The sequence below is a fragment of the Lysinibacillus sphaericus genome (assembly GCF_002982115.1).
Lineage (GTDB): Bacteria > Bacillota > Bacilli > Bacillales_A > Planococcaceae > Lysinibacillus > Lysinibacillus sphaericus.
This window is the reverse complement of sequence record NZ_CP019980.1, coordinates 3,723,555-3,749,667: the sequence shown is the minus strand read 5'-3', so window position 1 is coordinate 3,749,667 and position 26,113 is coordinate 3,723,555. Positions and strand designations below refer to the sequence as shown.

Annotated in this window: 28 protein-coding genes; 21 read left to right on the top strand and 7 right to left on the bottom strand. The window is 37.9% G+C overall.

Translation table 11 applies throughout. From position 1 onward, the window contains the following. Nucleotides 1-28 precede the first annotated feature (28 nt). Complete coding sequence (locus tag LS41612_RS18540; protein WP_024362171.1) at nt 29-490, top strand: DUF420 domain-containing protein; 462 nt, start codon at nt 29-31, stop codon at nt 488-490. A 17-nt stretch (nt 491-507) separates the two neighbouring features. On the opposite strand, the gene ytvI is transcribed toward LS41612_RS18540, so the two are convergent. Further along, complete coding sequence (gene ytvI, locus LS41612_RS18535) at nt 508-1,572, bottom strand: sporulation integral membrane protein YtvI (protein WP_080653308.1); 1,065 nt, start codon at nt 1,570-1,572, stop codon at nt 508-510. Between the two features lie 187 nt (nt 1,573-1,759). Further along, complete coding sequence (locus LS41612_RS18530) at nt 1,760-2,161, bottom strand: YugN family protein (protein WP_024362169.1); 402 nt, start codon at nt 2,159-2,161, stop codon at nt 1,760-1,762. A gap of 148 nt (nt 2,162-2,309) precedes the next feature. Between LS41612_RS18530 and LS41612_RS18525 the strand changes: the two genes are divergently transcribed. Continuing rightward, nucleotides 2,310-3,422, top strand: a complete 1,113-nt coding sequence (locus LS41612_RS18525; protein ID WP_024362168.1) for a CAP domain-containing protein — start codon at nt 2,310-2,312, stop codon at nt 3,420-3,422. Between the two features lie 214 nt (nt 3,423-3,636). After that, nucleotides 3,637-5,109 carry a UDP-N-acetylmuramoyl-L-alanyl-D-glutamate--2,6-diaminopimelate ligase gene (locus LS41612_RS18520; RefSeq protein ID WP_024362167.1) on the top strand — a complete coding sequence of 491 codons (1,473 nt, stop codon included), beginning with the start codon at nt 3,637-3,639 and terminating at the stop codon, nt 5,107-5,109. On the opposite strand, the gene LS41612_RS18515 is transcribed toward LS41612_RS18520, so the two are convergent. Next, a complete protein-coding gene (locus tag LS41612_RS18515) occupies nt 5,087-5,590 on the bottom strand; it encodes a PaaI family thioesterase (protein WP_024362166.1) in 504 nt (167 codons plus the stop codon). The two genes, LS41612_RS18520 and LS41612_RS18515, sit on opposite strands and share 23 nt — an antisense overlap. Before the next feature lie 86 nt (nt 5,591-5,676). On the opposite strand from LS41612_RS18515, the gene LS41612_RS18510 reads away from it, so the two are divergent. Both LS41612_RS18510 and LS41612_RS18505 read left to right on the top strand, forming a co-directional pair. Next, nucleotides 5,677-6,123, top strand: a complete 447-nt coding sequence (locus LS41612_RS18510; RefSeq protein ID WP_024362165.1) for a YlbF/YmcA family competence regulator — start codon at nt 5,677-5,679, stop codon at nt 6,121-6,123. A 284-nt stretch (nt 6,124-6,407) separates the two neighbouring features. Next, a complete protein-coding gene (locus LS41612_RS18505) occupies nt 6,408-7,460 on the top strand; it encodes a tartrate dehydrogenase (RefSeq protein WP_024362164.1) in 1,053 nt (350 codons plus the stop codon). 280 nt (nt 7,461-7,740) lie between these two features. Here the strand turns inward: LS41612_RS18505 and LS41612_RS18500 are convergent, their stop codons facing one another. Next, a complete protein-coding gene (locus LS41612_RS18500) occupies nt 7,741-8,646 on the bottom strand; it encodes a glycerophosphodiester phosphodiesterase family protein (RefSeq protein ID WP_024362163.1) in 906 nt (301 codons plus the stop codon). 225 nt (nt 8,647-8,871) lie between these two features. Here LS41612_RS18500 and LS41612_RS18495 point away from each other — a divergent pair, with 225 nt between their 5' ends. Next, nucleotides 8,872-9,144 carry a YlbG family protein gene (locus tag LS41612_RS18495; protein ID WP_024362162.1) on the top strand — a complete coding sequence of 91 codons (273 nt, stop codon included), beginning with the start codon at nt 8,872-8,874 and terminating at the stop codon, nt 9,142-9,144. A 2-nt stretch (nt 9,145-9,146) separates the two neighbouring features. Here LS41612_RS18495 and LS41612_RS18490 read toward each other — a convergent pair whose 3' ends face one another. Next, nucleotides 9,147-9,536, bottom strand: coding sequence for a DUF7147 family protein (locus LS41612_RS18490; protein ID WP_024362161.1), 390 nt, complete (start codon nt 9,534-9,536; stop codon nt 9,147-9,149). Between the two features lie 56 nt (nt 9,537-9,592). Here LS41612_RS18490 and LS41612_RS18485 point away from each other — a divergent pair, with 56 nt between their 5' ends. From LS41612_RS18485 to coaD, 3 genes are all read left to right on the top strand, one after another. After that, on the top strand, nt 9,593-11,017 hold the full coding sequence (locus tag LS41612_RS18485) for a hypothetical protein (RefSeq protein WP_024362160.1): 1,425 nt from the start codon (nt 9,593-9,595) through the stop codon (nt 11,015-11,017). Nucleotides 11,018-11,094: 77 nt separating this feature from the next. Continuing rightward, nucleotides 11,095-11,661, top strand: a complete 567-nt coding sequence (gene rsmD / locus LS41612_RS18480; protein WP_024362159.1) for a 16S rRNA (guanine(966)-N(2))-methyltransferase RsmD — start codon at nt 11,095-11,097, stop codon at nt 11,659-11,661. Then, nucleotides 11,662-12,150 carry a pantetheine-phosphate adenylyltransferase gene (gene coaD, locus LS41612_RS18475; protein ID WP_024362158.1) on the top strand — a complete coding sequence of 163 codons (489 nt, stop codon included), beginning with the start codon at nt 11,662-11,664 and terminating at the stop codon, nt 12,148-12,150. It begins immediately after the preceding gene. Nucleotides 12,151-12,266: 116 nt separating this feature from the next. Here coaD and LS41612_RS18470 read toward each other — a convergent pair whose 3' ends face one another. After that, nucleotides 12,267-13,166 carry a hypothetical protein gene (locus LS41612_RS18470; protein WP_227665412.1) on the bottom strand — a complete coding sequence of 300 codons (900 nt, stop codon included), beginning with the start codon at nt 13,164-13,166 and terminating at the stop codon, nt 12,267-12,269. Between the two features lie 119 nt (nt 13,167-13,285). On the opposite strand from LS41612_RS18470, the gene LS41612_RS18465 reads away from it, so the two are divergent. Beyond that, complete coding sequence (locus LS41612_RS18465; protein WP_024362156.1) at nt 13,286-14,332, top strand: SepM family pheromone-processing serine protease; 1,047 nt, start codon at nt 13,286-13,288, stop codon at nt 14,330-14,332. A 336-nt stretch (nt 14,333-14,668) separates the two neighbouring features. Here the strand turns inward: LS41612_RS18465 and LS41612_RS18460 are convergent, their stop codons facing one another. Next, entirely contained in the window at nt 14,669-15,880 is a 1,212-nt protein-coding gene (locus LS41612_RS18460) for a nucleotidyltransferase (RefSeq protein WP_024362155.1), read from the bottom strand. 258 nt (nt 15,881-16,138) lie between these two features. Here LS41612_RS18460 and LS41612_RS18455 point away from each other — a divergent pair, with 258 nt between their 5' ends. The 11 genes from LS41612_RS18455 (at nt 16,139) to LS41612_RS18405 (ending at nt 26,074) form a co-directional block, all read left to right on the top strand. Next, the gene (locus tag LS41612_RS18455) at nt 16,139-16,672 is read left to right on the top strand and encodes a YceD family protein (protein ID WP_024362154.1); all 534 of its coding nucleotides are present in this window, start codon (nt 16,139-16,141) and stop codon (nt 16,670-16,672) included. A 24-nt stretch (nt 16,673-16,696) separates the two neighbouring features. Then, nucleotides 16,697-16,870: a 50S ribosomal protein L32 gene (gene rpmF / locus LS41612_RS18450; RefSeq protein ID WP_010858320.1), complete on the top strand. Its 174-nt coding sequence runs from the start codon at nt 16,697-16,699 to the stop codon at nt 16,868-16,870. 279 nt (nt 16,871-17,149) lie between these two features. Further along, the gene (locus LS41612_RS18445; protein ID WP_024362153.1) at nt 17,150-17,917 is read left to right on the top strand and encodes an enoyl-CoA hydratase/isomerase family protein; all 768 of its coding nucleotides are present in this window, start codon (nt 17,150-17,152) and stop codon (nt 17,915-17,917) included. A gap of 110 nt (nt 17,918-18,027) precedes the next feature. Continuing rightward, complete coding sequence (locus LS41612_RS18440) at nt 18,028-18,405, top strand: transcriptional regulator (RefSeq protein WP_024362152.1); 378 nt, start codon at nt 18,028-18,030, stop codon at nt 18,403-18,405. Between the two features lie 375 nt (nt 18,406-18,780). Continuing rightward, nucleotides 18,781-19,683: a ketopantoate reductase family protein gene (locus LS41612_RS18435; RefSeq protein ID WP_024362151.1), complete on the top strand. Its 903-nt coding sequence runs from the start codon at nt 18,781-18,783 to the stop codon at nt 19,681-19,683. Further along, nucleotides 19,680-20,075, top strand: a complete 396-nt coding sequence (locus tag LS41612_RS18430; RefSeq protein WP_024362150.1) for a DUF3397 domain-containing protein — start codon at nt 19,680-19,682, stop codon at nt 20,073-20,075. Before LS41612_RS18435 ends, LS41612_RS18430 begins: the two co-directional genes overlap by 4 nt. A gap of 101 nt (nt 20,076-20,176) precedes the next feature. Further along, nucleotides 20,177-21,793 (top strand): bacillithiol biosynthesis cysteine-adding enzyme BshC, encoded by a 1,617-nt coding sequence (gene bshC / locus LS41612_RS18425; protein WP_024362149.1) that lies wholly within the window; start codon nt 20,177-20,179, stop codon nt 21,791-21,793. 255 nt (nt 21,794-22,048) lie between these two features. Continuing rightward, nucleotides 22,049-22,480 carry a division/cell wall cluster transcriptional repressor MraZ gene (gene mraZ / locus LS41612_RS18420; protein WP_024362148.1) on the top strand — a complete coding sequence of 144 codons (432 nt, stop codon included), beginning with the start codon at nt 22,049-22,051 and terminating at the stop codon, nt 22,478-22,480. A 61-nt stretch (nt 22,481-22,541) separates the two neighbouring features. Next, nucleotides 22,542-23,492, top strand: coding sequence for a 16S rRNA (cytosine(1402)-N(4))-methyltransferase RsmH (gene rsmH / locus LS41612_RS18415; protein WP_024362147.1), 951 nt, complete (start codon nt 22,542-22,544; stop codon nt 23,490-23,492). Further along, the gene (gene ftsL / locus LS41612_RS18410) at nt 23,493-23,861 is read left to right on the top strand and encodes a cell division protein FtsL (protein WP_024362146.1); all 369 of its coding nucleotides are present in this window, start codon (nt 23,493-23,495) and stop codon (nt 23,859-23,861) included. Beyond that, nucleotides 23,858-26,074 (top strand): penicillin-binding protein, encoded by a 2,217-nt coding sequence (locus tag LS41612_RS18405; RefSeq protein ID WP_024362145.1) that lies wholly within the window; start codon nt 23,858-23,860, stop codon nt 26,072-26,074. Before ftsL ends, LS41612_RS18405 begins: the two co-directional genes overlap by 4 nt. The last annotated feature ends 39 nt before the right edge of the window (nt 26,075-26,113 follow it).

Sequence of the window (26,113 nt, the reverse complement as noted above, 5' to 3'; positions counted from 1 at the left end):
AATTTATATTGTATAAGGGGTTTTGTGAATGGAATTGCAAATTTTGCCTACTATAAGTACATCATTTATCGTGATAAGTGCAGTACTTGTAGCAATTGGTTGGGGCTTAATTATAAAGGGAAAAGTAGAAGCGCATAAAAAAGTTATGTTAGCTGCTGGTGTTGCTGCACTTTGCTTCTTTATCATCTATGCTTCACGTACGATCTTTATTGGTAATACAGCGTTTGGTGGCGGTGAGGATTTAAAACCTTATTATACATTTTTCCTAATTTTCCACATTACTTTAGCAACTACTGGGGCAGTGTTTGGGATTGTTAGTATTATTTCAGGGTTAAAAATGAACATTAAGCTTCACAAACGCATTGGACCAATTACTAGTATTATTTGGTTTTTTGTAGCAGTCACAGGTGTAATGGTATACATGTTGTTATATATACTATTTGAACCAGGTGAAACAACGTCTGTTATTAAAGCAATTTTAGGATTTTAACGCAAAAATCTCCCTCCTTACTCTTTTGTAGGTGGGAGATTTTTTATAGAAGGCTGATTGAATAAAGATAGTGCTACGACAACAAGTAAAGGACCGATTAAAATACCGAGAAAACCAAATATTTTAAAGCCGACAAACATTGCGATAAAAGTGGAAAGTGATGAAAGCCCGATCTTGTCTCCTATAATTTTTGGTTCAATCATGCGTCGTATTAAGAAAAGAATGACTGTCAGCGCAATTAAGGCAATTGCAAAGACATAGTCACCTGTAAAAGCTTTGTAAATTGCCCAAGGTACTAGCAAAATAAACGAGTCTAAAAAGGGGATAATATCTAATACGACAAGTAAAAGTGCTAATATGAATGGAAAAGGTGTTTTTAACAAGTAAAATGCGATTAAGGCTACTGCAAAAATGCAAACACCCACGAGTAATTGTGCCTTTACAAAGCCGAATAATGCCACTTTCACTCGTTCCCCAATAAAGAGTATTTTTTGTTGGTAATGAAAGGGGATAGGAGTCAGAAGTTTTCGATTAATTGCAGGTAAATCTAAAAGCAACATATATAACACAATCCAATAAACGAAAATATCAAACAATTGATTTGGGATATGTGTCAGTATTGATGACCAAACATTTATATTTGTTAATGAAAGGGCAAATTTTTCAATGGAAGAAAGTGCTCGTGCTATCATGAATTGAATTTGTGTTACGAGATCTAAAGGTAAATGATACGTATAGTTAGCTAGTTTAGATTGAATTTGAATCCAGAGCGCTGATAATTGGTTAAGGTAATCTGGAATATGAATAATAATCGATGAAAATTGTTTCCAGCTTATAAAGCCTACCAAAATACATAGTAATAGCGTTATGCAAAAAAATAATAACCAAAAAATGGATACGATGATTTTTCGTTTTTTTCGAAAGCGTTTGCTCATTCGGATAATGAGAGGTTCTAATAATAATGCGGTTACATAGGCAAGAAGTATGGGAAAAGATAAGGATAAAAACCAAAGTATAATCAATCCTAAAGCGATAACGATTATTGGATGACGAAAAAAAGGTTGTTTAAGAAATTGTATCAAGAATCTCACCTACATCATTTGAAAGATATTGTTAGTATGAGAAGAAAAAATTTTTTTACTCAAAATAAAAAAGACTGGACCACCAGTCTTTTCTTGATACATATCTATTTGTTATGACAAGCTCGCATTTTTAATAAGATGCAAGTGGTGAAGGCATTGGCTTTCACAAGAATGTCGTTAGCGCTAATTATGCGTTAACAGGCTCCAATGCTTTTTTATTAGAAGGAGATTCAATTGCGAATGCTTCTAAGTCTAATCTTACTTTGTTTAAGATTTCGTCACATTTTTTGACAAGGTGAGCTGGGAAAACTTCATCTGCACCATACTCAACGCCGTGTGGATAGTAGTATTTACCAAGAACTGGTTTCATTAATGTTAGAACTGCATCGTGTGCTCCAACATCACCAGATTGCGCATAGGCGAATACGCGTAGGTAGTAACGACCTTCACGAGTATCAAAACGACGGTCAAAAGTCATTCGTTCGTAATCCCAAGCACCGTCACATTCTAAACCATTTTTTTTCATAATGTTTTCAATCAGTTCTTGGTCAGCTGTTAAATTTTCAAGGTTAGTGTTCTCAAAATACATCTAATAATCCTCCTTTAGCTTTTTATACAAAGTATACGCTCATTTTTATAATAGAGCATATTCGACATTGTTGCAATGACAACATTGTGTCAACACGTTTACAATTGATATAATAACTTACAATAATGGTGAAGAAAAGGAGTCGTGTATGAAAGCTTTATTTCGCATTTTAATTGCCTGTGCAACAATTGCGTTTATCGGCTTTATGTTCTTTAATACTGCAAAAGAAAATGAGCCACTCGAAGGACCAAATGCCAATTCGAATATTATTCCAAAAACAGAGCTGGAGCAGCCAGATGTAGGTGCGATGTCCCGTCCGCAAAGTGGTATGTCGACATTCATTGGACAAGGAACTCAGATGATTGTAGAACAATACGGTGAACCAGCAAGAAAAGAACCTTCGTCATTTGGTTACGAATGGTGGGTTTATAACACAAGTGTGTCAACATTTTTTATGCTAGGTGTGCAAAATAATATCGTGACACAAGTATACATAGCCGGAGATAAGTTGGATGCTTCACCTTTTAAAATTGGTCAGAAGCGCGACGATATTTACCGAATGACAATTATTGACTATGAAGTAGCAGCGAATGTAGGAGAAAATATTTTCATTTTTTCTATGAGTGAAGAAGATATGCAGACAAGACTACTCGTTAAATTTGACGGGCTTTTTGCACAGCTTTATGTTGATAGCGAAACAGGTGAGCTACAAGGCGTTCGCTTTACAGATAGTGAGACGTTAGTACTACATCAGCCTTATGAAATGATTTATCAAGGTGAGCTTGTGAGTCCAACACCACCATCCTCCTTTTTACAACAGGAAATTAATGAAGCAAGTGCTAGACAGCTTGATGATTTAATTAACGTCACGCGAGCTCATCACCATTTAGCGCCATTGGAACGTGATGAAAAATTAGAAGAAGTGGCAAAACTACACAGTGAAGACATGAAGGTACAAAATTTTTCTGGTCATGAATCACCAACGAACGGCGATTTAAAGAAACGTTTAGATGCACAGGGTATTGTTTTTAATAATGCGAATGAAAATCTAGCGACTGCGTACTTCGATGCTATTGAAGCAATGCATGGTTGGCAAAATTCACCTGAACATCGCAAAGTCATTTTAAATGATAAATATACGGTAGTAGGGTCAGGTGTCTTTTTAAATTACTATACCCAAATTTTTATGGAACCTACAAAGCAAAAGGATGACAGTGAGAAAGATGCAAGCGAAGAATCTGTTGAGAATTCCGATGAATAAGGTGCCAGTCACTCACACAATTTTAGAGAATGTCTTGATTACATCAAGACATTCTTTTTTTGTGCTTAACACTTTCAAATTGAATGATTTTTCTTTTTCGTCTAGGTTATAGCTTGCAAGATTGCACCGTTTTTGGCACTTGGAGCCACCTGCATTTTTCGTCACACCGTTATAAAGGCCGTCATATGATAGAGAACTGAAAGGAGGAGAGACCTTGCAATTAGCTGAGCTATTGAAAGATTGGCCATGTAGTGTAACCGGTGGATCCATTCGTACAATAATTACTGGTGTTGAGGATTATGCACAGGCGGTGAAGCCTGGAGATATCTTTATTGTACGGAAAGGGAAAAGGACATCGGGCAGTCGTTTTGTCAAAGAAGCACTGGCAAGGGGTGCGGCGGCCGTTGTATCCGAGGAAAGTATTGCCATACCATTTAACGATCAAAATATCCCGTTTGTGTGGGTGCCCAATACGGCATTGTTTTTATCTTATGCAAGTGCAAAACTGGCCGCTTTTCCGGCAGAGGCATTATCAGTTATCGCCATTACAGGAACAAATGGAAAAACGACAGTGAGCCATTTTGTGAGCCAATTACTAGAAGCTGTACATAAAAATGTAGCAGTTATTGGAACAGTGGGCTTCTTTATTAATGGACAAAAACAACAAACTGAATATGAGCAATTAACAACACTGCAAGCAAAAGAGCTACATCCCATATTAAAACAATGTGTACGACAAGGTGTGACACACGTTGTGTTAGAAGCATCCTCAATGGGTTTGCAACAGCATCGATTAGATCATTGTGATATTGACTGTGGTGTATTTTTAAATTTATCAGAGGATCATTTAGAAGACCATGGGGGACTTGAAGCATATAAGCGTGCCAAAAAGAGGCTAGCAGATTTATCGAAAAAATTAGTGTTAAATGGCGATGATAATTTCTGTCGTTCCGTTGGTATTTACGATAAGAAAAAATCATGCTCATTCGGTTTTGACAATCACAATGATTTACATATCCAAATTGTGAGTGAATCCGTTGGAAAAACAGTTATCTGTCTGCAAACGACAGCAAGTGAGCACATCATCGCTATCCCCTTTGTTGGTAAATATCATGTGCAAAATGCAGTAGCTGCACTAATGGCGGTGTGGCGTCTAGGTTTCTCCATTGATGAACTTGCTGAGCATATGTGGGCGCTAAAGCTTCCGGAGGGCAGACTTGAGCGAATTGATAACCCGCTTGGTATTGATGTATATGTAGACTACGCACATACAGCAGAAGCATTGCAGGCTGTACTACAAACTTTCGATAGTAAGAAGACCATTTATCTTGTATTTAGTTGTGGCGGTAATAGAGATAAGGCAAAACGATTTGCCATGGGGGCTGTGGCAAGTAAGTATGCAGATGTAATTTTTTTAACGACTGATAATCCGCGTGATGAGGACCCGATAGTCATTAATGAAAGTATTATTGCAGGTTTCTCTGAACAGCAATACTATGAAATTTTTTTGGATCGTAAAGTAGCGATACATCAGGCATTGGCAAAAGCACAAAAAGGGGATATTGTTCTTGTTGCCGGAAAAGGGCATGAACAAACGCAGCAAATAAAAAATCAAAAATTCCCTTTTTCCGACCAACAATGTATTAAAGATTATTTTTCAGAAGTTAAGACGGACGGCGCTGAATAACGAAGAAAGTAGCGGTAGCAATCGCCAGTTTACGCCCTGTCTCATCCTCGATATCACATTCCATAACAAGCGTTTGTCGCCCTTTATGAACAAAACGTCCTCGTGCGATTAACTCTTTATTGGTCGTGGTTGCTATATACGAAATGTTAAGATTAGTAGTCACAACATTAAAGCCTTCTGCAACAGAACGTGAAGCTAATCCTCCCATTGCTGCATCAGCGATTGTTGCAATAATGCCTCCATGTGGGACTTTAATAGTATTATGAATAACGGGCGTAATAGGTATTCGTACTTCACTCACTTCGGGTTCAAAGTTGCCTACCATATGTAAAGCGGCATTTATATAACGTCGATGTATGCCTTGTTGTTTATCGCGAATGCCATTGAGCAAGTGTAGCAATACTTCCTCATCCTCCGCTGTACTATGTTGTAAAATAGTAGCGAGTAATTCTTCAATTTGCCCTTTAGATGATGTACCCAATTATAAAACTCCTTTATTTAGAAATATCAATAATGTAAAATTACCATAAAATCTGTTATGATGGGAAATAGATTGGGGGAATTAAAATGATGATGACCTCTGAATGGGCAATCATTTTGGATGAGGCCGATGCGCTTTGTGAAATGATTCTTTCCTCTGAACCTGCGCATACGCTAAAGCTCGCGTATAATGCTGTCTATAGTGATACGCAATTAGTCGAAGCTATTTATGCATTTGGTCGCATGAAGGAGCAATACGAAGATGTACAACGTTTCGGAAAATATCATCCGGATTATCATACAATTATGAAATCGATTCGTCAGCAAAAGCGAGCACTCGATTTAAATGAAAAGATTTCAGCATTAAAGTTAGCTGAAAATGATTTTCAAGATTTGCTTGATGAAATAAGCTTGCTTATTGGTAAAACCGTATCGGAAGCAGTGAAAGTACCAGTTAGCAATCCGTTCTTTGCATCGAATTCTTCATGTGGAAGCGGTTGTGGCACAGGTGGCTCATGCTCTTGTTCAGCATAATTAAGCAGTGCGAATTAACATTGCTTCATGTCTAGACACAATACCTCTCGAGGTGTTGTGTCTTTTTTTGTGAAAATTTATAAAAGAATCCTTCTTTTTAGGAGGGAGGAGCAAATCATTTTATTTGTATATGATATTGGTTGATTGGGGCGCATGGAACGTAAAGCAACATGTTTTATTTCTATAAGTTCAAAAAGTACATCAAAGCGACATCGCGCTATTTTTTTTGCAAGAAAAATTATATAGTAAGTGTGTAAGTAAAGTTGGAAAAAGGGGTCAATGAAATGAAAATATATCGAATAGCTGTGATACCAGGAGATGGTATAGGGAAAGAAGTAGTGCCTGCCGCAATAGAAGTTTTAGATAAAATTGCACAATTAGATGGAAGCTTTAAATTTGAATGGACAACATTTCCTTGGGGGTGTGACTATTACTTAGAGACAGGTAAAATGATGCCTGATGATGGTATTGAAATATTACGAGGCTATGACCAAATTTTTTTAGGTGCAGTGGGTATGCCTGATTTAGTACCAGATCATATATCTTTGTGGGGCTTGCTGATTAAAATTCGTCGTGAAATGAAGCAGTCCATTAATGTCCGTCCAGCAAAGCTTTTACAGGGCTTACCATCGCCGTTGCGTAATCCAAATAACTTTGACTTTGTTGTTGTCCGTGAAAATTCAGAAGGGGAATATTCTGAGAGTGGTGGTCGTATGCATAGTGGGCAGGATGAAATCGCCATTCAAAATGCAATTTTTACGCGAAAAGGAACGGAACGGGCTATGCGATATGCCTTTGAAATGGCTAAAACACGTCGCCAGCATGTAACGAGTGCGACAAAATCGAATGGATTAACATACAGCATGCCTTTTTGGGATGATGTTTTTGCGGAAGTTGCAAAAGATTATACAACGATAGGACATACGACTAATCATATTGATGCATTAGCTGCCTTTTTAGTCATGAAACCAGAAAACTTTGATGTAATCGTTGCGTCCAATTTATTTGGTGATATTTTAACAGATTTAGGTGGCGCTATTATGGGAAGTATTGGCATAGCCCCGGCGGCTAACTTAAATATTGAACGGGACTATCCTTCGATGTTTGAACCGGTTCATGGGTCTGCACCTGATATTGCTGGAAAAGGAATTGCCAACCCACTTGGGCAAATATGGACAGGTAAAATGATGCTTGATTTTTTAGGCTATCAAGAACTCGGCAGTAAGGTGTTAAATGCAATGGAAGCTACTTTAGCTCAAGGCATAAAAACGGGAGATTTAGGAGGAACGGCTACAATGAGAGAGGTAACGGATGCAATTTTAAATCAGTTATCATAAGCGTAACTAAAAAAATTTAAGGAACAGAGGAAAGGTGTTCATAAATTTTTGCTATATGGAGAACTTAGCTATCTAGTTGTTGGTAACGGAGGCGGTGAATCCTGCTCAGAACGCACACAGCGTAAGATGCTGGCATTTTGCGCGTTAGCGAGGATTGCAGCTTACTGTGCTGAGCGGAAAACACCGTCGAAGCGGACAACAACGGCGCAGCAAAAAAGGTGTTAGATTGACTGCCATCAATCTAACACCTTTTCTCTTTTGTCCCAGACTCTTTTTGTCTTTAGTCATGTTGTACTAGTAATTCAACTGCGATATCAGGGCGATCGGTAATAATACCTTTTGCGCCGTTATGGATTAATTTATTCATAGTCACTAAATCGTTAATTGTCCAATAATGAACTGGAATATTTAAGTTGTTTAAAAACTGAATAAACTTTGGTGAATCGAGTGACACGACACCTGACTTTGGAGGAATTTGGAATACATCTACTTTTGGATGATATAAATGTCCGAATTGACTTGAGAATGAAGCGAATGCTTTACGAACATCAGACTCACCTGCGCCAAGTGCGACTTGATTTTGTGCATATAAATTAAAACGGTCAATCTGTTCACCATAAAAGCTAGTGACAACAACTCGATTCTCTACGCCTAATTCTTCTATTAATCGCCATAGTTTTGAAGGCATTAAACTACCTTCATACGTATCTGGTGCATCTTTAATATCAATATTGATTAACATATTTGGATAGCTTTCTAGCAGTTCACGTAGTGTAACAACGTCAACTTTTGTATCCCGATAAGGATATTCGCCTGCTAAATTCTCGAACTGATAACCATGATTTAATGCGTTTATTTCTTCTAATGTCATTTCTGATACTGCACCATAACCTTCAGTTGTACGGTCTACGGTAGCATCATGGAAGACGATAATTTCTTCGTCTTTTGTTAAGCGAATGTCTATTTCAAAGCCGTCTACACCTAGTTGTGCCGATTTTTCAAAAGCAAGCATTGTATGCTCGGGTTCTAAATGTGCTCCGCCGCGATGTGCCAAAATAATCGGGCGATCAAATTGTAATGCTTGTTTCCCTTCACGCTGTTGAGGTTTAGAAATAGCTTTACTACCTGCCCAAGCAGCTGCGCTGGCTGCTGCTATTGCAATAGCTATCTTCGTTTTCTTACCCATATTCGTCCTCCTTAACAATCAAATTAATATAAAAGGTGCTGGCGAATTCACTTGCAATGTTTTAGCTAAAGCACTTTTATCTAGCATGAGAGAATGTAAATCTGTCGATAAACGCGCTATGCTTTTCCATTATAACGGAAAAATGAGCGTTCTGTCAGCTAAACTCTGTTGCTATCATTTTCCGGTCTATGGTATGCTTTTATGTAAGAAATGAGGGAAAACTATATGAACGAACGACAAGGGCTAATCGTTTACGTCCATCAATTAAAACATGCGAAATCACTTCGAAAATATGGTCATGTTCATTACATTTCTCGTAAGCAAAAATATGTAGTACTGTATTGCGATCGAGAGGACATTGAAATGATGACAATAAAATTACAACGCCTTCCATTTGTGAAAGACGTTGTGGAATCTTATCGTCCCTTCGTTAAAACTGAGTTCGAAAATGCAAAGCCGGATAAAGCGAAGGAATATGACTATAAAACGGGCCTATAACATTAATTTAATGCTGGGATATAGTGATGTAGTCTCATTATTCCAATTAAGTATTGATAAAATAGTTTTGGCTCCGAAAATATAGATGAGTGCTTTATTTCTACAACAACCGCTTTTCGACCCAGTTGTTCAATACTTTCTTCGAACATGATTTGACGCTTTGAAGGCTTGTCCTCTTGAAATGGAATTCCTTCGCGACAAATATAAATCGGCATGAATTTACTTTCTCCGACTGGTTTTAAAGCAATAGCTAAAGAAGCAACCTTTTTATCTTCTTTTGTAGACGTTAGTATAAAGGCTTGGTGAAAGCGACCTTGATTTGTTTTAATAATTTCAAGTAGTTCATAAACATCGCCATAGCCTTCTCCTAATTCTATAAATTGTTGTGGCATTTATATTGCACATCCTTTCCAATACACATAGTATCATGCTGCGGGAGGTCAAGCACATGAAATTTGCAATGAGTTTCTTTACAATTTTAGTATTAGTCGTTACAGGTGTGTTGTTTTTCCAATATCAGGCATATTCTTCTGATTTAGAATCAGGAAACGGTGGTCCATTCCACTATTCGCAAGAAATTGAGATTGTGTATCGTGAAAATAGTCTTGATATTCGTCATCATTTTAAAAATTTACCAAATCAAAAGGTGAAAATTAAATGGCCGGACGATGCAACAAACCCAACATGTTTTATCGAGAATGAAAATAGTTGTAAACGTTTATCAGAGGAAGCATCCTATTTTGCTAAAGGCGAAACAAAATCACAATCTGTTTCATACATAATCCCTATTGAGGGCGGACTGAAAGACAAAATGCTTCTTCAAAATGTATTTGCTACTTTAACGAATGGAGAAGTATCTTATTCTGTCATTCATATTTCAACAGATAGTAAAACTGTTGGTCAATGGATTACAGGTTTACCTTTAGTAGGTCAGCAACAATTATCACTTGTTAACTATACGATGTTTAGTGGAAACGGTGCAGTGAGTGATATTTATTGGCAGGCTGGTAATTTAAAGGCACAAGAACAGACGCCTGTTTTAACAATTTATGCACAGCAGGCAATTTCAAACGATTTCTTAAAATCACTTGAAAATATCAAGTTTTTAAATGATGAGCATATAGCGATTATTCAAGAGAACAATCCTGTTGCCCAACATGATGAACGTTTATTATTTTTACCGACGCTAACACCTCAAGCGGTGGAGCAGGAAGTGATTCTTTCGCAAATTCAATCGCAATATACATTTGAAAATTCACCGGCATGGTTAGCGGAAGTTGTGGCATCCTATTTAGTGAAGGATTCAATTGGCTCAGATAAGTCAAAGGCAATTGTGAAGACATTAAAAGAGTACATGACGTCAGATCAACAGGTGGCATGGAAAGATGCGATGCACAATCTTGGACAAGAGCCGATATCGCCGGTTTCAATGGACAAGCTATTATCAACAGTATTGAATGCAAAAACTTCGTATTTCCAATTGAATGCAAGCCAAGAAAATGGTACGTATCCATTATTATTGGAAGATGAGCGTAGTATTTATGTAGATGGCACAATTAAAAAAGATGTTCATGTTATTTTATATGAGGGTCAAGTATTATACAGTGCTGATACATTGCTACCATACCTAGGTTATACAGCTAGTGAAGGGAAAAACGGCTATTATGTAAATAGTGATAATCGAACATTCCGTTTCCCAAAGGAATCTGGATTTTACGTGTTCAATCAACGTAGATATTCCACAATCTCTGATCCAATTATAAAAATTGTGGATCATTATTATGTAGAAGAAGCTTGGTTACAACGTCTATTTTTAGTAGAACTACAAAAAAGTGATGGTCGTATTCAAGTGTTAACACAAGAACAAGAATAATTTTTTGCAGCGGAGGATGTCTTTCGCTGCAAAAATGCTTTCTATATGTAGCAGAAAGTACGGGGTGAATTACATCTATGAGAGTAGTAGCAGGAGAACGCAAAGGAATGCCCTTAAAGGCTGTTGCGGGGAGTACAACAAGACCTACAACAGACAAGGTAAAAGAATCCATCTTTAATATAATCGGTCCCTTTTTTGATGGAGGAACAGCACTCGATTTATTTGCTGGAAGTGGCGGTTTAGGAATTGAATCGCTTAGTCGAGGTGTAGAACATGCTGTCTTCATTGAAAAAGACGTAAAAGCCTATCAGGTATTACAGGAAAATATCAAGAAGTGTCGTTATGAAGATTGTTCAGAGCTTTTTCGCATTGATGCAAAGCGTGCTGTGAAAGCGCTGTTAAAGCGTGATATTACATTTAATCTTGTATTTTTAGATCCGCCTTATCATCATAAAGAATACTATGATTTAGTACAGGTGCTTGTCGAGCATGATAAAGTACAACGCAATGGTATTATTTTATGTGAACATGCAAAAGAGGTAGAATTGCCTTCTAGCTTTGGTGCTTTTCTATTACAGAGACAAGAAACATATGGCGGAACGATTATTTCGGTTTATCGTTGTGCTGGGGAAGAGGGAGAGTAAGTGGAGAAAGTTGCTGTTGTTCCTGGAAGTTTTGATCCTGTTACATTTGGTCATTTAGATATTATCAAGCGTGCTGCAGATGTTTTTGATGTGGTTTATGTGGCAGTGTTAAACAATTCATCCAAGCATCCATTATTTTCTGTAGATGAACGGATGTCATTAATGGCGGAAGTTACAAAGGACTTGCCGAATGTCAGAATCGAGAGTTCATCTGGTCTTCTGATTGACTATGCAAAAGAAAAGAATGCGAAAGCCATTGTTCGTGGATTACGAGCAGTTTCGGATTTTGAATACGAAATGCAAATTACTTCGATGAACCGTTTTCTAGATGAAACGATTGAAACATTTTTTATTATGACAAAAAATCAATATTCGTTCTTAAGCTCTAGCATTGTTAAAGAGGTAGCGAAATACGGAAGCGATGTCCGTGAGTTGGTTCCAGCTTGTGTTGAACGAGCTTTAAAGGAAAAATATGGTTTTGCTAAATAATCTGTAGACTATAGACGGACTTGAAAAAATTCGAGTCCATTCTATAGTCTTTTTTATATACAACCATTTTACGCTGCTTAAGCAAGGAAAATTCAGAATTGTTTGGGTGACTGGCACTATAGTAAGAAAAAAGCAGCATAAATTGTTGGTACAATGATTATGCTAAGAAGGCGAAATTTGATGTAAGGTCTGACAGAAAGTTTGGCTGATTTTGCAATAACAAAAATTTGTAAATGAATACTTATGCTTTGCATTGTCAACATTATGACAACGAGTAATGATAAATACGGGAAATCAGAAAACTCAGTAACCGTCATTTTTAATCCGTTTGTTACTTCAAGAATCGCGGCGATTGCAAGCTCAACTGTTTGTGGAATAGCAGGTAACATTTTATCTAATCCTTGTTGTAATATGGTTTGAATGGTTGTGAAAAAAATGATGGTTGTGCCAACTAATAGAATGGTTGGTGCCGTTTCTTTTATGCTCTCTGAAAATGGGGCTGTATATAAGACGGTATTGTGTACAGAAATGGTAGGAGGGTCGGTTTTACGAAATAAAAAATAACCAACTACTAAGCAACAAATATTAAAACTATGTAGTAAACATAAAAACAGCCAACCAAACGTATTACTGTTTAATAAATCAAGGCTGACAAAACCTAGTACGAAAAGAGGGCTTGGGGCATGACAAACGGCAAGTAAAAAGTTCGCCTCTTTTAAGTGTAATTGTCCACTATTTTTTAAATAGACAATAGTTGTGGCTCCTGTCGGGTATCCACCAAGTGCGCTAATAAGATAGGCTTGTACGTATAGAGAAATTCGTTTTGTTTTTGCACGCATAGGAGCGGTTAAACGAAGTAACCATTGCGTTAAAATAAGATAAGGCAATAAATAAGGGAATAACGCCTCCATAAAAAGATTTAATCCTAAATCGGTACCACTATGAGCAGTTTGTGGGAACAACAAGAGTAATAGGATAAGAAGTATGCAGAGCGCTATTTGAATTGTCGCAAACATGATATCATCTCGTTTCAACTTTTTGTCATTCACATAGGCAAATGCTAAAATCAATATATGTAAAAAAGGCAAAAACATGAACTAATAGTTTTGCGTGCGTCTTAGGAGGTGTCCATTCGATGAAGAAAAAAATTGGTCTTTATGCAGTGTTTTTAGTCGCGCTTTGTTTTTTTATGTTATACCGACTAGACGCGTATATTATGAAGCCTGGAAGTGCATACGATGTTAGTAAATTTGTCACTGTCGCCAATAATCATTCTGATGAGGCGGGTTCGATGAGTTTAATGACAGTTGCTATGCAACAAGCTACACCGTTTTCGTATCTCTGGGCGAAAACACAAAAATATGAAAAAATAATGGATATTAAACAAGTAAGAAATCCATTAGAGGATGACGAAGAATATAATGTTCGTCAACTGAAATTAATGTCAGATTCTCAATTCAATGCAAAATATGTAGCTTTTCAAAGAGCGGGCCTAGAGGCGAAAATACATTTCAATGGCGTATTTGTATTAAATGTTTTAGATGGTGGCGCTTCAGATGGATTATTAAAAGCTGGGGATGAAATAACGAAAGTGGATGGTATCGAAATTACGAATCAACAAATGCTTGTGGAGCTTTTATCCAAAAAACAACTCGGCGATAAAGTGACGATTCAGTTTTTACGCGATAAAAAGGAACAACAAGAAACCATTGCCTTGAAAGAAATTCCGCAAGCAGAGGAAAAACGAGCTGGGTTAGGGATTACTTATGCGGAGAGTAAATCGATTGAAACTAATCCAAATGTTACGATGAAAACCGAAGATATTGGCGGACCTTCCGCGGGGCTTATGTTTACACTAGAAATATTAAATCAATTAATCGATGAGGATTTAACAAAAGGCTATGCTGTGGCTGGAACTGGTGAAATGTTAATCGATGGTTCTGTTGGGCGTATTGGTGGTATTGACTACAAAATTATTGCAGCCGATCGTGACGGTATGGAAATATTTTTTGCACCTGATGATGAGATTACACCTGAAATGAAAGCAAAATATCCTGAGTTAGAATCGAACTATGCGACGGCTGTCAAAACGGCTAAAGAAATTGGGACGAAAATGAAAATTGTCCCTGTGAAAACAGTCGATGATGCGATTGCTTATTTAAAACAGCTAGCACCAAAATAATGTGATATTTTAACTTGTCAAACTGAAAAAGTGTTAGATTGCTGACAATCAATCTAACACTTTTTACTATGTTGTCGATGTCCGCAACGACGATGCTATCAGCTTGGCATAGGATAGCCGTAACTGTCGCTGTTGCGTCTAATATTATGTGCTGTTCTCGCAGAAGTCATTGTCTTAAGCTATCAGCAACTAGGGCGCGCATTAAAGGGCATTAGCGTAATAATGACAGATGCCCTTATTATTATATAAAAAGTTATACTCCAGCCCCTTCCAAGGAGCTTAAGGTGTCCTCTCCCACGGTAGTAGCTATCAATATTGATAAGTTAGGCCGTCTCGTTAAAATCGTATCGGCGGCATTTGATAATCTTTTGGTAATGTAGCCTGCTGTGCGCCTAGTTCAATACTAGAACTATAAACTTCAGCAGCATGTATATCTACTGCTAGCATCGCATCATTCGTAGAGGCAACTCGGCTTATTAAAGGCAATGTGAAATCCTTTTTATGTACGCCTAAGTAAGCTTGCCCTTTTGTACTCATACCGAGTAAGCGAATTGTTGAAGGCGCTTGAAAGCTTTTTAGCTGCTCTTTTGTAAAACCAGTATAAATATGTGTTAGCATGCGTTGTAGACGTGTCCATGTATAGCGTTTAGATTTAATTTTCTCCATAAAACTACTAAAGGAGTTACTTGTTTTAGCTGCTTTTAGTAGCGCATGTTCAATACCTTCTGTAACTTCTGCATAGCGTGTTAACTCGCTTGCACTATGTCTTATAAGGGTAAACTGTAGGAGCGGCCAAAAAGCCTCCCAACTAGCGAATTTCTTGTATTGTAAAATCCAATCTTGTAAATAATGAAAAGATGCATCCGGCAGTACTTCTTGCACACTTTGTAAAGATCCTGTCGAAGCGAGCGCTTTGCGAATTCCAGTTGCGCTTGCTATCGATGCCCCTTCCTGTAGTGCATCGTGATATCCTGCTGCTATACGAGGAATGGTTAAAGGCTTAATTTTGCTCCCTAACATCATAGCTGCTTCAATATAATGGAATCCGAGTATGTTGTTCGGTTGTGCTAAATCAATGTATGGTGCAGGGAACTTTTGAGAAAGCTGTTCATAGGCGTAATGTAAGCTTTTAGGATAGCTAACACCTGTTTGCACACTTTCTTTAATAAGCGAGTTGTATTCAGTACGGTGTTGCGAAATTAACTGATAGGTGTTCAAAAAGGGCTGAATGGAACCATCTTCACTACCAAAGGCAAATGCATCACAGCGGATTGCCGACAATAATGAAATCGCCCCCTTTGCGAAATCAGTTGCAGGTGCGGTACTATAGACATACGGTAGCTCAATAACAATATCCACACCGCTAGCGAGTGCCATTTTTGTACGTGTCCATTTATCTACCATGGCCGGTTCACCGCGCTGCAAAAATGTCCCGCTCATCACAGCGATTGCTATATCCGCTTGCGCTACTTTTTTTGCCTGTTCCAAATGATAAGCATGTCCATTATGAAAAGGATTGTATTCAACAACAATGCCGACTGCTTTCACATGTAAAACCCCCTTTATTTATATTTTTCTCGCATCTTGATTTTGACCAGTCAAGATGCTACAAATAGTGTTACAGTGCCTCTATCTGAAATTTTGCTTATAGCTACTGATGATTTACTGTCGGTTACGACAAGAGGCTAAATACAAATTAGATGTACTTAATTATAGGTGGGTTTTCGAGTGGTGACAAGAAATTATCTTGACATCTATTTTTACACATTATATAATCAACAGTGTTGTCTCGAGGTGATTAAACGAATGAAATGGTCAATTCATCAATTATCTAAATACCGTCAAGACGGAATGCCGATCGATACCTATGTCCAATTGGATGAGGTGATGGAGCGAAACCAGGATATTCGAGCAATTTCGCCCGTTCATGTAAAAGGGCTATGTACATTCGGTGCATCGCAAATGACTTGTCAGCTAACTGTGACAGCAACGTTAACACTACCTTGTGCTCGCACATGGGAAGATGTTGAGTTTCCTATCGAAGTTGAGACAGTTGAAATATTCAGCTGGATTGACGAAGAAAAAAGAGGGGAAGATGACGGTGATATTCACTATCTTGATGGTGAAGTAATCGACATGAAGCCAGTTATTGAGGAGCTAGTGCTTCTTGAGGTACCATTGCAAGTATTCAAAGAGAATACCGAAGGACAAGTGCAAGGTGGTAAAAATTGGTCTTACGCAACAGATGAAGACGTGGCGCTTCACAAAAAAACTGACGAACCAAAAGTGGATCCAAGACTAGCTGCTTTAGCTAAGTATTTTGATCAAACAGACGAATAGACGATCTGTAAGGAGGTGCCATCAATGGCTGTACCATTTAGAAGAACTTCTAAAACTGCAAAAAGAAAGCGTCGTACGCATTTCAAACTATCTGTACCTGGTATGGTAGCTTGCCCAAACTGTGGTGAAGCAAAATTATCACACCGTGTTTGCAAAGCTTGCGGACAATACAAAGGTAAAGAAGTAGTAAGCAAATAATACAGTGTTTGCTCACTTAAAAGGCTAGTAAAGAGACCATGGCTCTTTACTAGCCTTTTTGTTTGCTTGAAATAACAGAATTTTTCATAAATATTTTAAATTTATATAGTGCTATAACAATAGTGTGATACAATTTATTTAGCTTGCTTCAGTGAGGTTTCGAACGATTGCTGAATAAGTGATAAGGTATTAGCAAACGTTATACATTTTCAGAGGGTCTTTTCAAGTGGGCTCCGATTTAGCCGACGTATAATTGATGGGGACAAAGGGGGAACTATAGTGGCTTATAGTATTGATAATCAAGATGGGATCATGACATTTACCATAAACCGTGAAGAAAAGCGTAATGCTGTGAATGATGAGGTAATGAATGGTCTTCGAGAAGTAATTACATATATACAAAATCATGACGATGTGCGTTTTTTAGTCGTGACAGGAGCGGGGGAAAAATCTTTTTGTTCAGGAGGGGATTTATCAGAATTTCATTCTCTTGAAACTGAAGATGAAGCCTTTGGAATGTTAAGTAAGATGGGGGAAATCTTATATGATCTTGCTACATTACCAGTACCGACGATAGCACTGATTAATGGGACTGCTGTAGGCGGTGGCTGCGAGATTGCCACTGCTTGTGATTTTCGTTTAGTGGCTAGCCATGCTAAATGTGGCTTTATTCAAGGGACATTAGCAATTACAAGTGGCTGGGGTGGTGGAACCTACTTATTTGAACGAGGTTTACGCCATGACCGCGCAATGAAGATGCTAGTGGATGCAAAGCCATATCCGGCTGATTTACTATATGAGATTGGTTGGGCAATGCGTGTATTTGAAGGATCGAAGGAACTTGCTTTGAATGAGTTTATTGAACATATGCGCAAAATACATCCTTCCGTGCACAAAGCGTATAAAGAAATTGAACTTCGTAAATGGCGAGAGCGTAATATGTATGAGCGCGTTATGGAGGAAGTTCGCACATGTGCAAAATTATGGGAAAGTGAAGCGCATCACGAGGCAGTTAATAATTTTCTAACAAAAAAGAACAGTAAGTAGTGTATAGTGGCAGTGATTAGCTCGAAACATAATCACTGTCTTTTTTCGTCCTGTGATTCTATTTTGCCTGGTAACGCATATAGTAGTAAAAAATGTGAGGGTGATAGATTATGGAACTGAAAAAAAGAAAAGATCAATGGACAAAGGAAGACGATGAAAGATTAGCAGAAATTGTCTTGCATAATGTGCAAAACGGTAAAACGCAGTTAGAGGCATTTGAAATGGCTGCTAATGAGCTTGGACGTACAAAACAAGCATGTGGTTTTCGTTGGAATAAAACATTACGTGGGCAATATAGTCAATCGCTTTTAGCTGTTCGCAATCAACCTCAACAATCTATGCGAAGCCATTTAAAATTAGCGTTAACGAGTTTTGATGAATTAACGGAAGCTTATCAAAATCTTGAAATTAAACATCGTGAATTACAAAACGAGCATGAAAAGCTAGTGAAATGGTTACAGCAAGGTTATTCGTTAATGAAAGATTAACATTTTAAAAGAAAAATGCCTATTAGTAGAGATGGCTGATTAGCGACAGTGCTTATAAGAAAATGAAGCTAAAGAAATCAAGGTGTAAACGCAAATGTTGACTATATGTTTACCTTCATTGTATGAAAACAACCATTATTGTATCGTAATTACCAACCAATCTTGTATAATAGAAACACCTGCAAAGGAGGTGTCTCAGAGGTATTTCTGAGGCACCTCCTTCTATAGCGTAAGGCAAAGTAATGATTGTGTTATGATAGGACGAGTGTAGTAAATGTTGGAAAAGTGTTGATTGGCTTTGTCAATTTAGGCTGTTTAAAAGTTTGCTTTTACTGTTAGATAGCCTCTTTTCATTAAGTGGAGGTGGCGAACATTGTGAATGTAGTAGTTATTGGAGCTGGAGCAGTAGGCCAGCTAATGGCTAGTTTCCTGGCAGAAGCTCATATGCACGTAACGTTAGTGGTGAGAAGACAGGAACAAGCACATGAACTTCAATTAAAGCGCTTAACGAGGGTTCAGTTAGATGGAACGCAGACAGTGCATCAAATTGCTTCTACAGTAGAGTTGAAGACGATATCGAAACCCGATTTGATTATAATAGCAGTTAAATATCGGCAACTACAAAATATTTATAAACAATTATTAGATGTTCCAAAAGAGGTGCCATTGCTATTTGTGCAAAATGGTTTAGCGCATTTCGATGAAGCTTTACGTTTACCGCAGCAAACGATAGCCTTTTGCTCGGTTTCTTTTGGTGCCCAAATAATTAATTTAACTACAGTCCAGCATAGAGGGATGGGTCTGTGTAAAATAGGGATAGCGCGTGGGAACGATGGAATATTTCATCAGTTGCTACAGATGCAAAATCCTTTATGCCCAATAGAAATGGTTGAAAATGCCGAACAAATGCTTTTTGAAAAAGCTGTATTGAACTGTCTGATTAATCCATTAACGGCTATATTGCAAATCAAGAATGGTGAGTTATTAACAAATAAGCATGCGTTCTTTTTAATGCATACCATATATCAAGAGTTAGCAGAGGCCTTTGTAGACATGCAACAGACAATTCCATTTTCAGCAGTAATAACTTTGTGTGAAAAAACAGGGAAGAATACATCCTCGATGCTAGCTGATCGCATGCAGGGTAGAAAAAGCGAAGTTGACACGATTGTAGGGGCAGTTTTACAAAAAGCTTCAGCAAACGGTTATTCTTTACCTACTTTGCGAACTTTATATCACCAAGTTCTAGCGATGGAAGAGAGCGGTGAACAATATTGAAAGATATTTTACATATAGTCATAAGTGTTATTATTTTTTGTCCAATTCTGTTATTTGTAATTGTCTATGCTGTTAGTCGAAAGGTTAATATTAGAGGCACTCATGCATTTGGTGCCGCATCAGATGTCACGACGTTTTGGCTGTTTTTTTCTGTGCCATTGGCAATTGGTGCGCTGTGGGGAGTGAATGTGGGAGCTCTTTTAGTCATGCTAGCAATTGTGCTAGCGATTGTTTTTACATATGTTGATTGGCGTACGAAAAAGGAAATTGAAGTGAGGCCGCTATTGCGAAAAATTTGGCGTTTTTTATTTTTAGTACTTAGTACAGCGTATCTTTTAATTTGTCTAGTCGGTATGATTCAATCTGTTGTAGAATATTTACAATCTGTATAAGCATTTTCTTTTCATGTTGAAGACAGAAGGGGTAAAATAATAGCATTAAAAAATGTTTACAAGGAATACGATGATTTAGTGAGTAGAGGAGTTTGTGTTAAATGAAACTGGAGTCAATCCAAGTACCCGTAAAAAATCGTGTGCTAGCAGATTATTGGTCGCCAAATACTGCCATTCATGAGTTTTTTGAATATGAATACAATGATAAGTCGTTTGAAATGCGAGCGAAATATTTAGAACAGCGAGCAGGTGATCAAAAAGAGTTAACAGCAATAATTCGTCAGTTTATGGAGCCACTTGGCTTATCAGATAAAACGAATGAGCATTTGCAACAACTAGAGCAAGGAGCTGTTGCAGTTGTCGGTGGGCAACAAGCGGGTGTACTAACTGGCCCTCTTTACTCAGTTCATAAAGCAATTTCGGTCATAACATTAGCAAAAGAGCAAAGTGAAAAGCTTCAACGAGCAGTTGTACCGATTTTTTGGATTGCTGGGGAAGATCATGACTTAGAGGAAATTAACCATACATTTACAATGCGCGATACGGATATAAAAAAGCGTGCGTATGGTGAGCGTTCAAGAAGAAAAACAATGGCTTCGACTACAAACTTAAACAAAGAAGCGATGACCCAATTAATTAATACGATCATCAAGGACTTTGGTGAAACAGCGCACACTGAAAGGTTGTTCAATCAACTTTTGGTTGCGTTGAACGAGAGTGAAACATTTACTGATTTCTTTGCACGACTAATGAATACGCTGTTCAAAGACGAAGGTCTTCTAATGATTGATGCAGCCGATGTGAAATTCCGTCAATATGAACGTAACCATTTTGTTCAGCTCATTCATCATAGTAAAGAAATTGCAAGACTAGTAACAGAAAAAGAAGCTGCGTTGGACAGAGCGGGTTATGGTAAGCCGATATTAGCAACTGAAGATGCAGCTAATTTGTTCTATGTTAAAGATGGAGAGCGCTTTTTATTAGAAAGACGACAACATCAATTTGTTAATTTAGCAGCAAATATTAAACTTTCGCAAGAAGAGCTTTTAACGATGGCACAGCAACATCCAGAGAATTTGAGTAATAATGTTGTTACGCGTCCGTTAATGCAGGAAATGACGATACCAGTATTAGCATTTGTTGGTGGACCTGGTGAGCTTGCATACTGGGCGACATTAAAGGATGCGTTTGCTGTATTAGGTTTACAAATGCCAATTTTTGCGCCACGTCTTAATATTACGATTATTACGCGCCATGTAGATCAACTATTACGTGAATATCATTTAACGGTTGAAGATATATGGAATGGTAAAGCAATCGCTTTAAAGGAGCAATTTATTGCTGAAGTGCAAGATGCTGAAGCGAAGCGTCAAATTTTAGACATGCAACAACTGCTTTTAGAAAAATACGCTACACTTGAGCGCTATTTTGCAGAACAACAAATATCATTAGATAAAATACTTGAAAAAAACAAAGAAAATCATGTTAGACAGTTTGAGTATTTACAACAAAAAGTAGAACAAACAGTGCTAAGTAAGCATGAAACGACTATTCGAAAATTTATGACACTTCAAAATGAGCTGTATCCAAATGATGGGTTCCAAGAGCGTTCTTATAATCCGTATCAATATATAAATGAGTTTGGACCTACGTTAATTGAAGAAATGTTGAAGAAAACATACAATATTGGAAATCACCACTATTTCCTTTATTTGTAATATCACAAACGTATGCCTTTAGGGCTATTAAAAGCTAGGGTGTAAACGTAGATTTGAAGGAATCTGTCGGTTTTGCAGGAAAAAAGAGAGCTATCCTACTAAGGGTAGTTCTTTTTTTATGCCCTTTAGCACAAAATGAAAATTTGTCTAAAGGTCTAAACACACATATGAGATGAAATTGTCAAGTTTTTTTTAAAAAAAGTGGAGGAAAGTGGGGCGATGTGGTACATTATTTAATAAAGTGGGGTGACTAGCATGTTCATGGGAGAATATCAACACTCTGTTGACGCGAAAGGACGATTAATCGTGCCCGCAAAATTTCGTGAAGCCTTAGGTGAAACCTTTGTTGTGACACGCGGACTTGATAATTGTTTGTTTGGCTATCCTATGGATGAATGGCGAAAACTCGAAGAAAAATTAAAAGGTTTACCGATGACAAAGAAAGATACTCGTGCTTTTGCGAGGTTCTTCTTTTCAGGTGCGACGGAAGTAGAAATAGACAAGCAAGGTCGTATTAATATTCCTTCAACACTTATGCAACATGCTCATTTAATAAAAGAATGTGTTGTGCTAGGTGTCTCGAATCGAATTGAGATATGGGCAAAAGATGCTTGGGAAACTTATTTTGCGGAGTCTGAACAATCTTTTAATGAAATTGCAGAAAATATGATTGGCTTTGATTTTTAATTTTTGTATTAGACGTGAAAACGTCAACTGAAAAGGTTAAGGCCTGAGGGGAGCGATTGGTATGTTCGATCATACAACCGTGCTATTAAAAGAAACTGTTGATGGGTTGAACATCGATCCTGATGGTGTATATGTGGACTGTACGCTTGGTGGAGCAGGACACAGTGAATATTTAGTACAACAATTATCTGATAAAGGTCGTCTCATTTGTTTTGACCAAGATACGACGGCTATTGAAAATGCGAAAATTCGATTAGCTGCTTATTTAGAGCGTGTTACATTTGTTCATTCGAATTTCCGTTATTTAAAAGAAGAGCTACTAGCACTTGGTATACAAGAAGTAGATGGCATTTTATATGATTTAGGCGTTTCTTCTCCGCAATTAGATACGCCAGAGCGTGGTTTTAGCTATCATCATGATGCACCACTCGATATGCGCATGGATCAGACGGCAGCGCTTACAGCATATCATGTCGTGAATGACTGGGCATACGAAGATTTAGTTCGTATTTTCTTCCGTTATGGGGAAGAAAAATTTTCGAAGCAAGTTGCTCGTAAAATTGAAGAGGCTCGTAAAACAGCTCCAATTGAAACAACAGGACAGCTTGTAGAACTTATTAAAGAGGGTATACCAGCAGCGGCTCGCCGTAAAGGTGGACATCCTGCGAAGCGCATATTTCAAGCAATTCGAATTGCTGTGAATGACGAGCTAGGCGCAGCGGAGGATTCGTTAGTCGATGCGATTGATATGATTAATGTAGGTGGCCGTATTAGTGTTATTACATTCCATTCATTGGAAGACCGCCTATGCAAGACTATTTTTAAAGAAGCGTCATCTTTACCGGAATTACCACCAAATTTACCTGTAATTCCTGATGACATGAAGCCAACTTTAAAGCTTATATCTAGAAAGCCGATTCTACCTTCTGAGGAAGAATTAGCAGTTAACAATCGAGCTCGTTCAGCGAAGCTTAGAGTGGTGGAGAAAATTAACGACAAAGGGCGTGAGTAAATGGCAGCAGTACGTGTAAGGCAGCACCAACAGCAACATGTGCAACAACCGATAACACCACCTAGTCCACAACCCACTATCATACGTCGTAAAAAAACGAACCAGAAGTTTGAAAAAATGATGCTACTAGCTTTAGTAAGTATCATCATTGTATTGTCAGTGTTAGTTTTGAATAATCAAGCAGCGATTCAAACGACAAGCATGGACATTCAAAAAATCGAAGCAGAAGCAGATGAGATTGCAAAACAGAATGTTGACTTAACAGTTCGTGTAAGTGAACTTTCTACATACGAAAATATATGGAAAAAAGCAAAAGAACTCGGTTTAACTCAAAATGAGAAAAATGTAAAGGTAGTGCCGGGAGAATGAAAAAAAAGAGATTTCGATTCCAATGGGGAGCCTTTCTATTACTAGTTTTTTATGGAGGGCTCTTTTTTCTATTATTCACGCGAATGATTACATTACAGGCGACAGGTGAAGCAGAAGGACAAGCGCTCGCTGCAAAAGCAGCGGCTAAATATAACAAAGAAAGTGCAATCACAGCAAACCGAGGCAAAATTTTTGATAGAAATGGACAAGTTATAGCTGAAGATACGCTTAGTTATCGACTAATTGCCGTAGTTAGTGATAAGGCTACTACAGATGAAAAGAGACCCCATCATGTTGTAGACCCTGAAAAAACGGCAGAAATCTTAAGTGAATATATCAAAATGGATAAAGAGGATATTTATAAAAGGCTAACGAAGCTCCGCAGTGATGGAACTTTGCCATATCAGGTGGAGTTTGGTGTGGCAGGTAGAGGCATTAACCATGAAGTCATGAGCAAAATTAAAGAAGAAAAATTACCTGGGATATTGTTTGTTAGCGATTTAAAACGCTATTATCCGAATGGTGTTTTTGCTTCACATTTAATTGGTTTTGCTCTGAAACAGGACAATAAGGACGGCACCGTAACGACGAAAGGGAAAATGGGGTTAGAACTTACCTATGATAAGGAGTTAACGGGTGTTAATGGCAAAGTAAAATATCAAACCGATGCCTTTAGTTACTTATTACCAAACAGTGAAAAAATGGTGACACCTGCAAAAGATGGCGATAATATCTTTTTAACTATTGATAAAACGATTCAAAGTTTCGTAGAGGATGCTATGACGCAAGTTGAGAAAGAATATAATCCCGAGTCAATGATTGTCGTTGTAGCTGAACCGAAAACAGGGAAAATATTAGCGATGTCACAGCGTCCAACTTTTAATCCAGATACACGTGAAAGTACGAATATGAAATGGCTTAATGCTGTGATTGAAGAAACCATTGAACCAGGTTCGACGATGAAGACATTCACGCTTGCTTCTGCCATCGATACTGGTAAATGGGCACCGTCTGAAAGATTTATGTCTGGGCAATATACAGTGTATGATCGTACAATTCGAGATCATAACCAAGTAGGTTGGGGCAAAATTACGTATCTAGAAGGTTTTCAACGTTCATCTAATACAGCAATGGCCAATTTATTAAAAAGTATTGGTGATGATGTATTTGTTGATTACTTAGGGAAATTCGGTTTTGGTAAGAAAACAGGCATTGATTTACCGAATGAAGCAACGGGTACAATTTTATCGAAGTATCCAATTCAACGCGTGACAACGACGTATGGGCAAGGTTCAACCGTGACACCGATACAGCTTATCCAAGCGATGACAGCGATTGCGAATGACGGTAAGATGATGCAGCCGTACGTTATCGATAAGATTGTAGATTCATCAACTGGTGAAATTATCCAACAACATGAGCCGGAAGAAAAAGGTCAACCAGTGTCAGCAGATACAGCAAAACAAGTACGTGAAATTCTTGCTTCGACATTAACATCAGAGTTTGGGACAGCGAAGGACTTTATCCTTGATGAATACCAAGTAGCTGGTAAAACGGGTACAGCCCAGATACCAAAGGCAAACGGAACCTATTCATGGGGAGCCAATCAGTTCTTGTATTCATTCCTAGGAATGGCGCCATACGATGATCCGCAACTCATTATGTATGTGTCGGTGGAAAAGCCAAAGCTTAAAGGTGAGTTAGGTTCTGTACCAGTTTCCAAAATCTTTAAGCCAGTTATGCAAAATAGTTTAAAACATTTAAATATTAGCCCAGCTGATGTTCAGCATGTCAATCATACAGCTATACAAGATTATACTGGTCAGCATGCAGAAGCTATTCAAGTTGAACTGGCAAACGATGGATTAAATCCAGTAATTGTTGGAGCTGGAGGAGAAATTTTAGAGCAATATCCGAAAAGTGGACAAAAACTTGTCAAAGGTAGTTTTGTCTTTTTGAAAACAGCAGGGGATATTGCATTGCCAAACTTTACAAACTGGTCATTACGTAATCTATTAGTTTTTAAATCCATGTCAGGTCTAGAAATTGAAGTTGTTGGAGAGGGCTTTGCAGTCAGTCAAAGTGTATCTGCAGGTACCGTAATTTCAGATAGTGCGCCAATTGTAGTGAAGTTGAAAACACCTGCTGAAAGCTTTGTACAAGATGTTGAAGCGCCGTCTGAAGGAGAAATTGAACAGGTAGATGATGAATAGCCATTGAATAGAAGTCCACTTTATTTCATACGTTGTAAA

Coding starts and splice junctions, on each gene's coding strand:
- LS41612_RS18455 (WP_024362154.1), top strand. CDS start 16,139: ATGAAATGGTCAATTCATCAATTATCTAAATACCGTCAAGACGGAATG.
- LS41612_RS18500 (WP_024362163.1), bottom strand. CDS start 8,646: ATGGGTAAGAAAACGAAGATAGCTATTGCAATAGCAGCAGCCAGCGCA.
- rpmF (WP_010858320.1), top strand. CDS start 16,697: ATGGCTGTACCATTTAGAAGAACTTCTAAAACTGCAAAAAGAAAGCGT.
- LS41612_RS18405 (WP_024362145.1), top strand. CDS start 23,858: ATGAAAAAAAAGAGATTTCGATTCCAATGGGGAGCCTTTCTATTACTA.
- LS41612_RS18490 (WP_024362161.1), bottom strand. CDS start 9,536: ATGCCACAACAATTTATAGAATTAGGAGAAGGCTATGGCGATGTTTAT.
- ftsL (WP_024362146.1), top strand. CDS start 23,493: ATGGCAGCAGTACGTGTAAGGCAGCACCAACAGCAACATGTGCAACAA.
- LS41612_RS18505 (WP_024362164.1), top strand. CDS start 6,408: ATGAAAATATATCGAATAGCTGTGATACCAGGAGATGGTATAGGGAAA.
- LS41612_RS18530 (WP_024362169.1), bottom strand. CDS start 2,161: ATGTATTTTGAGAACACTAACCTTGAAAATTTAACAGCTGACCAAGAA.
- LS41612_RS18540 (WP_024362171.1), top strand. CDS start 29: ATGGAATTGCAAATTTTGCCTACTATAAGTACATCATTTATCGTGATA.
- mraZ (WP_024362148.1), top strand. CDS start 22,049: ATGTTCATGGGAGAATATCAACACTCTGTTGACGCGAAAGGACGATTA.
- LS41612_RS18525 (WP_024362168.1), top strand. CDS start 2,310: ATGAAAGCTTTATTTCGCATTTTAATTGCCTGTGCAACAATTGCGTTT.
- rsmH (WP_024362147.1), top strand. CDS start 22,542: ATGTTCGATCATACAACCGTGCTATTAAAAGAAACTGTTGATGGGTTG.
- LS41612_RS18470 (WP_227665412.1), bottom strand. CDS start 13,166: ATGTTTGCGACAATTCAAATAGCGCTCTGCATACTTCTTATCCTATTA.
- LS41612_RS18485 (WP_024362160.1), top strand. CDS start 9,593: ATGAAATTTGCAATGAGTTTCTTTACAATTTTAGTATTAGTCGTTACA.
- rsmD (WP_024362159.1), top strand. CDS start 11,095: ATGAGAGTAGTAGCAGGAGAACGCAAAGGAATGCCCTTAAAGGCTGTT.
- LS41612_RS18495 (WP_024362162.1), top strand. CDS start 8,872: ATGAACGAACGACAAGGGCTAATCGTTTACGTCCATCAATTAAAACAT.
- LS41612_RS18440 (WP_024362152.1), top strand. CDS start 18,028: ATGGAACTGAAAAAAAGAAAAGATCAATGGACAAAGGAAGACGATGAA.
- LS41612_RS18465 (WP_024362156.1), top strand. CDS start 13,286: ATGAAGAAAAAAATTGGTCTTTATGCAGTGTTTTTAGTCGCGCTTTGT.
- bshC (WP_024362149.1), top strand. CDS start 20,177: ATGAAACTGGAGTCAATCCAAGTACCCGTAAAAAATCGTGTGCTAGCA.
- LS41612_RS18510 (WP_024362165.1), top strand. CDS start 5,677: ATGATGATGACCTCTGAATGGGCAATCATTTTGGATGAGGCCGATGCG.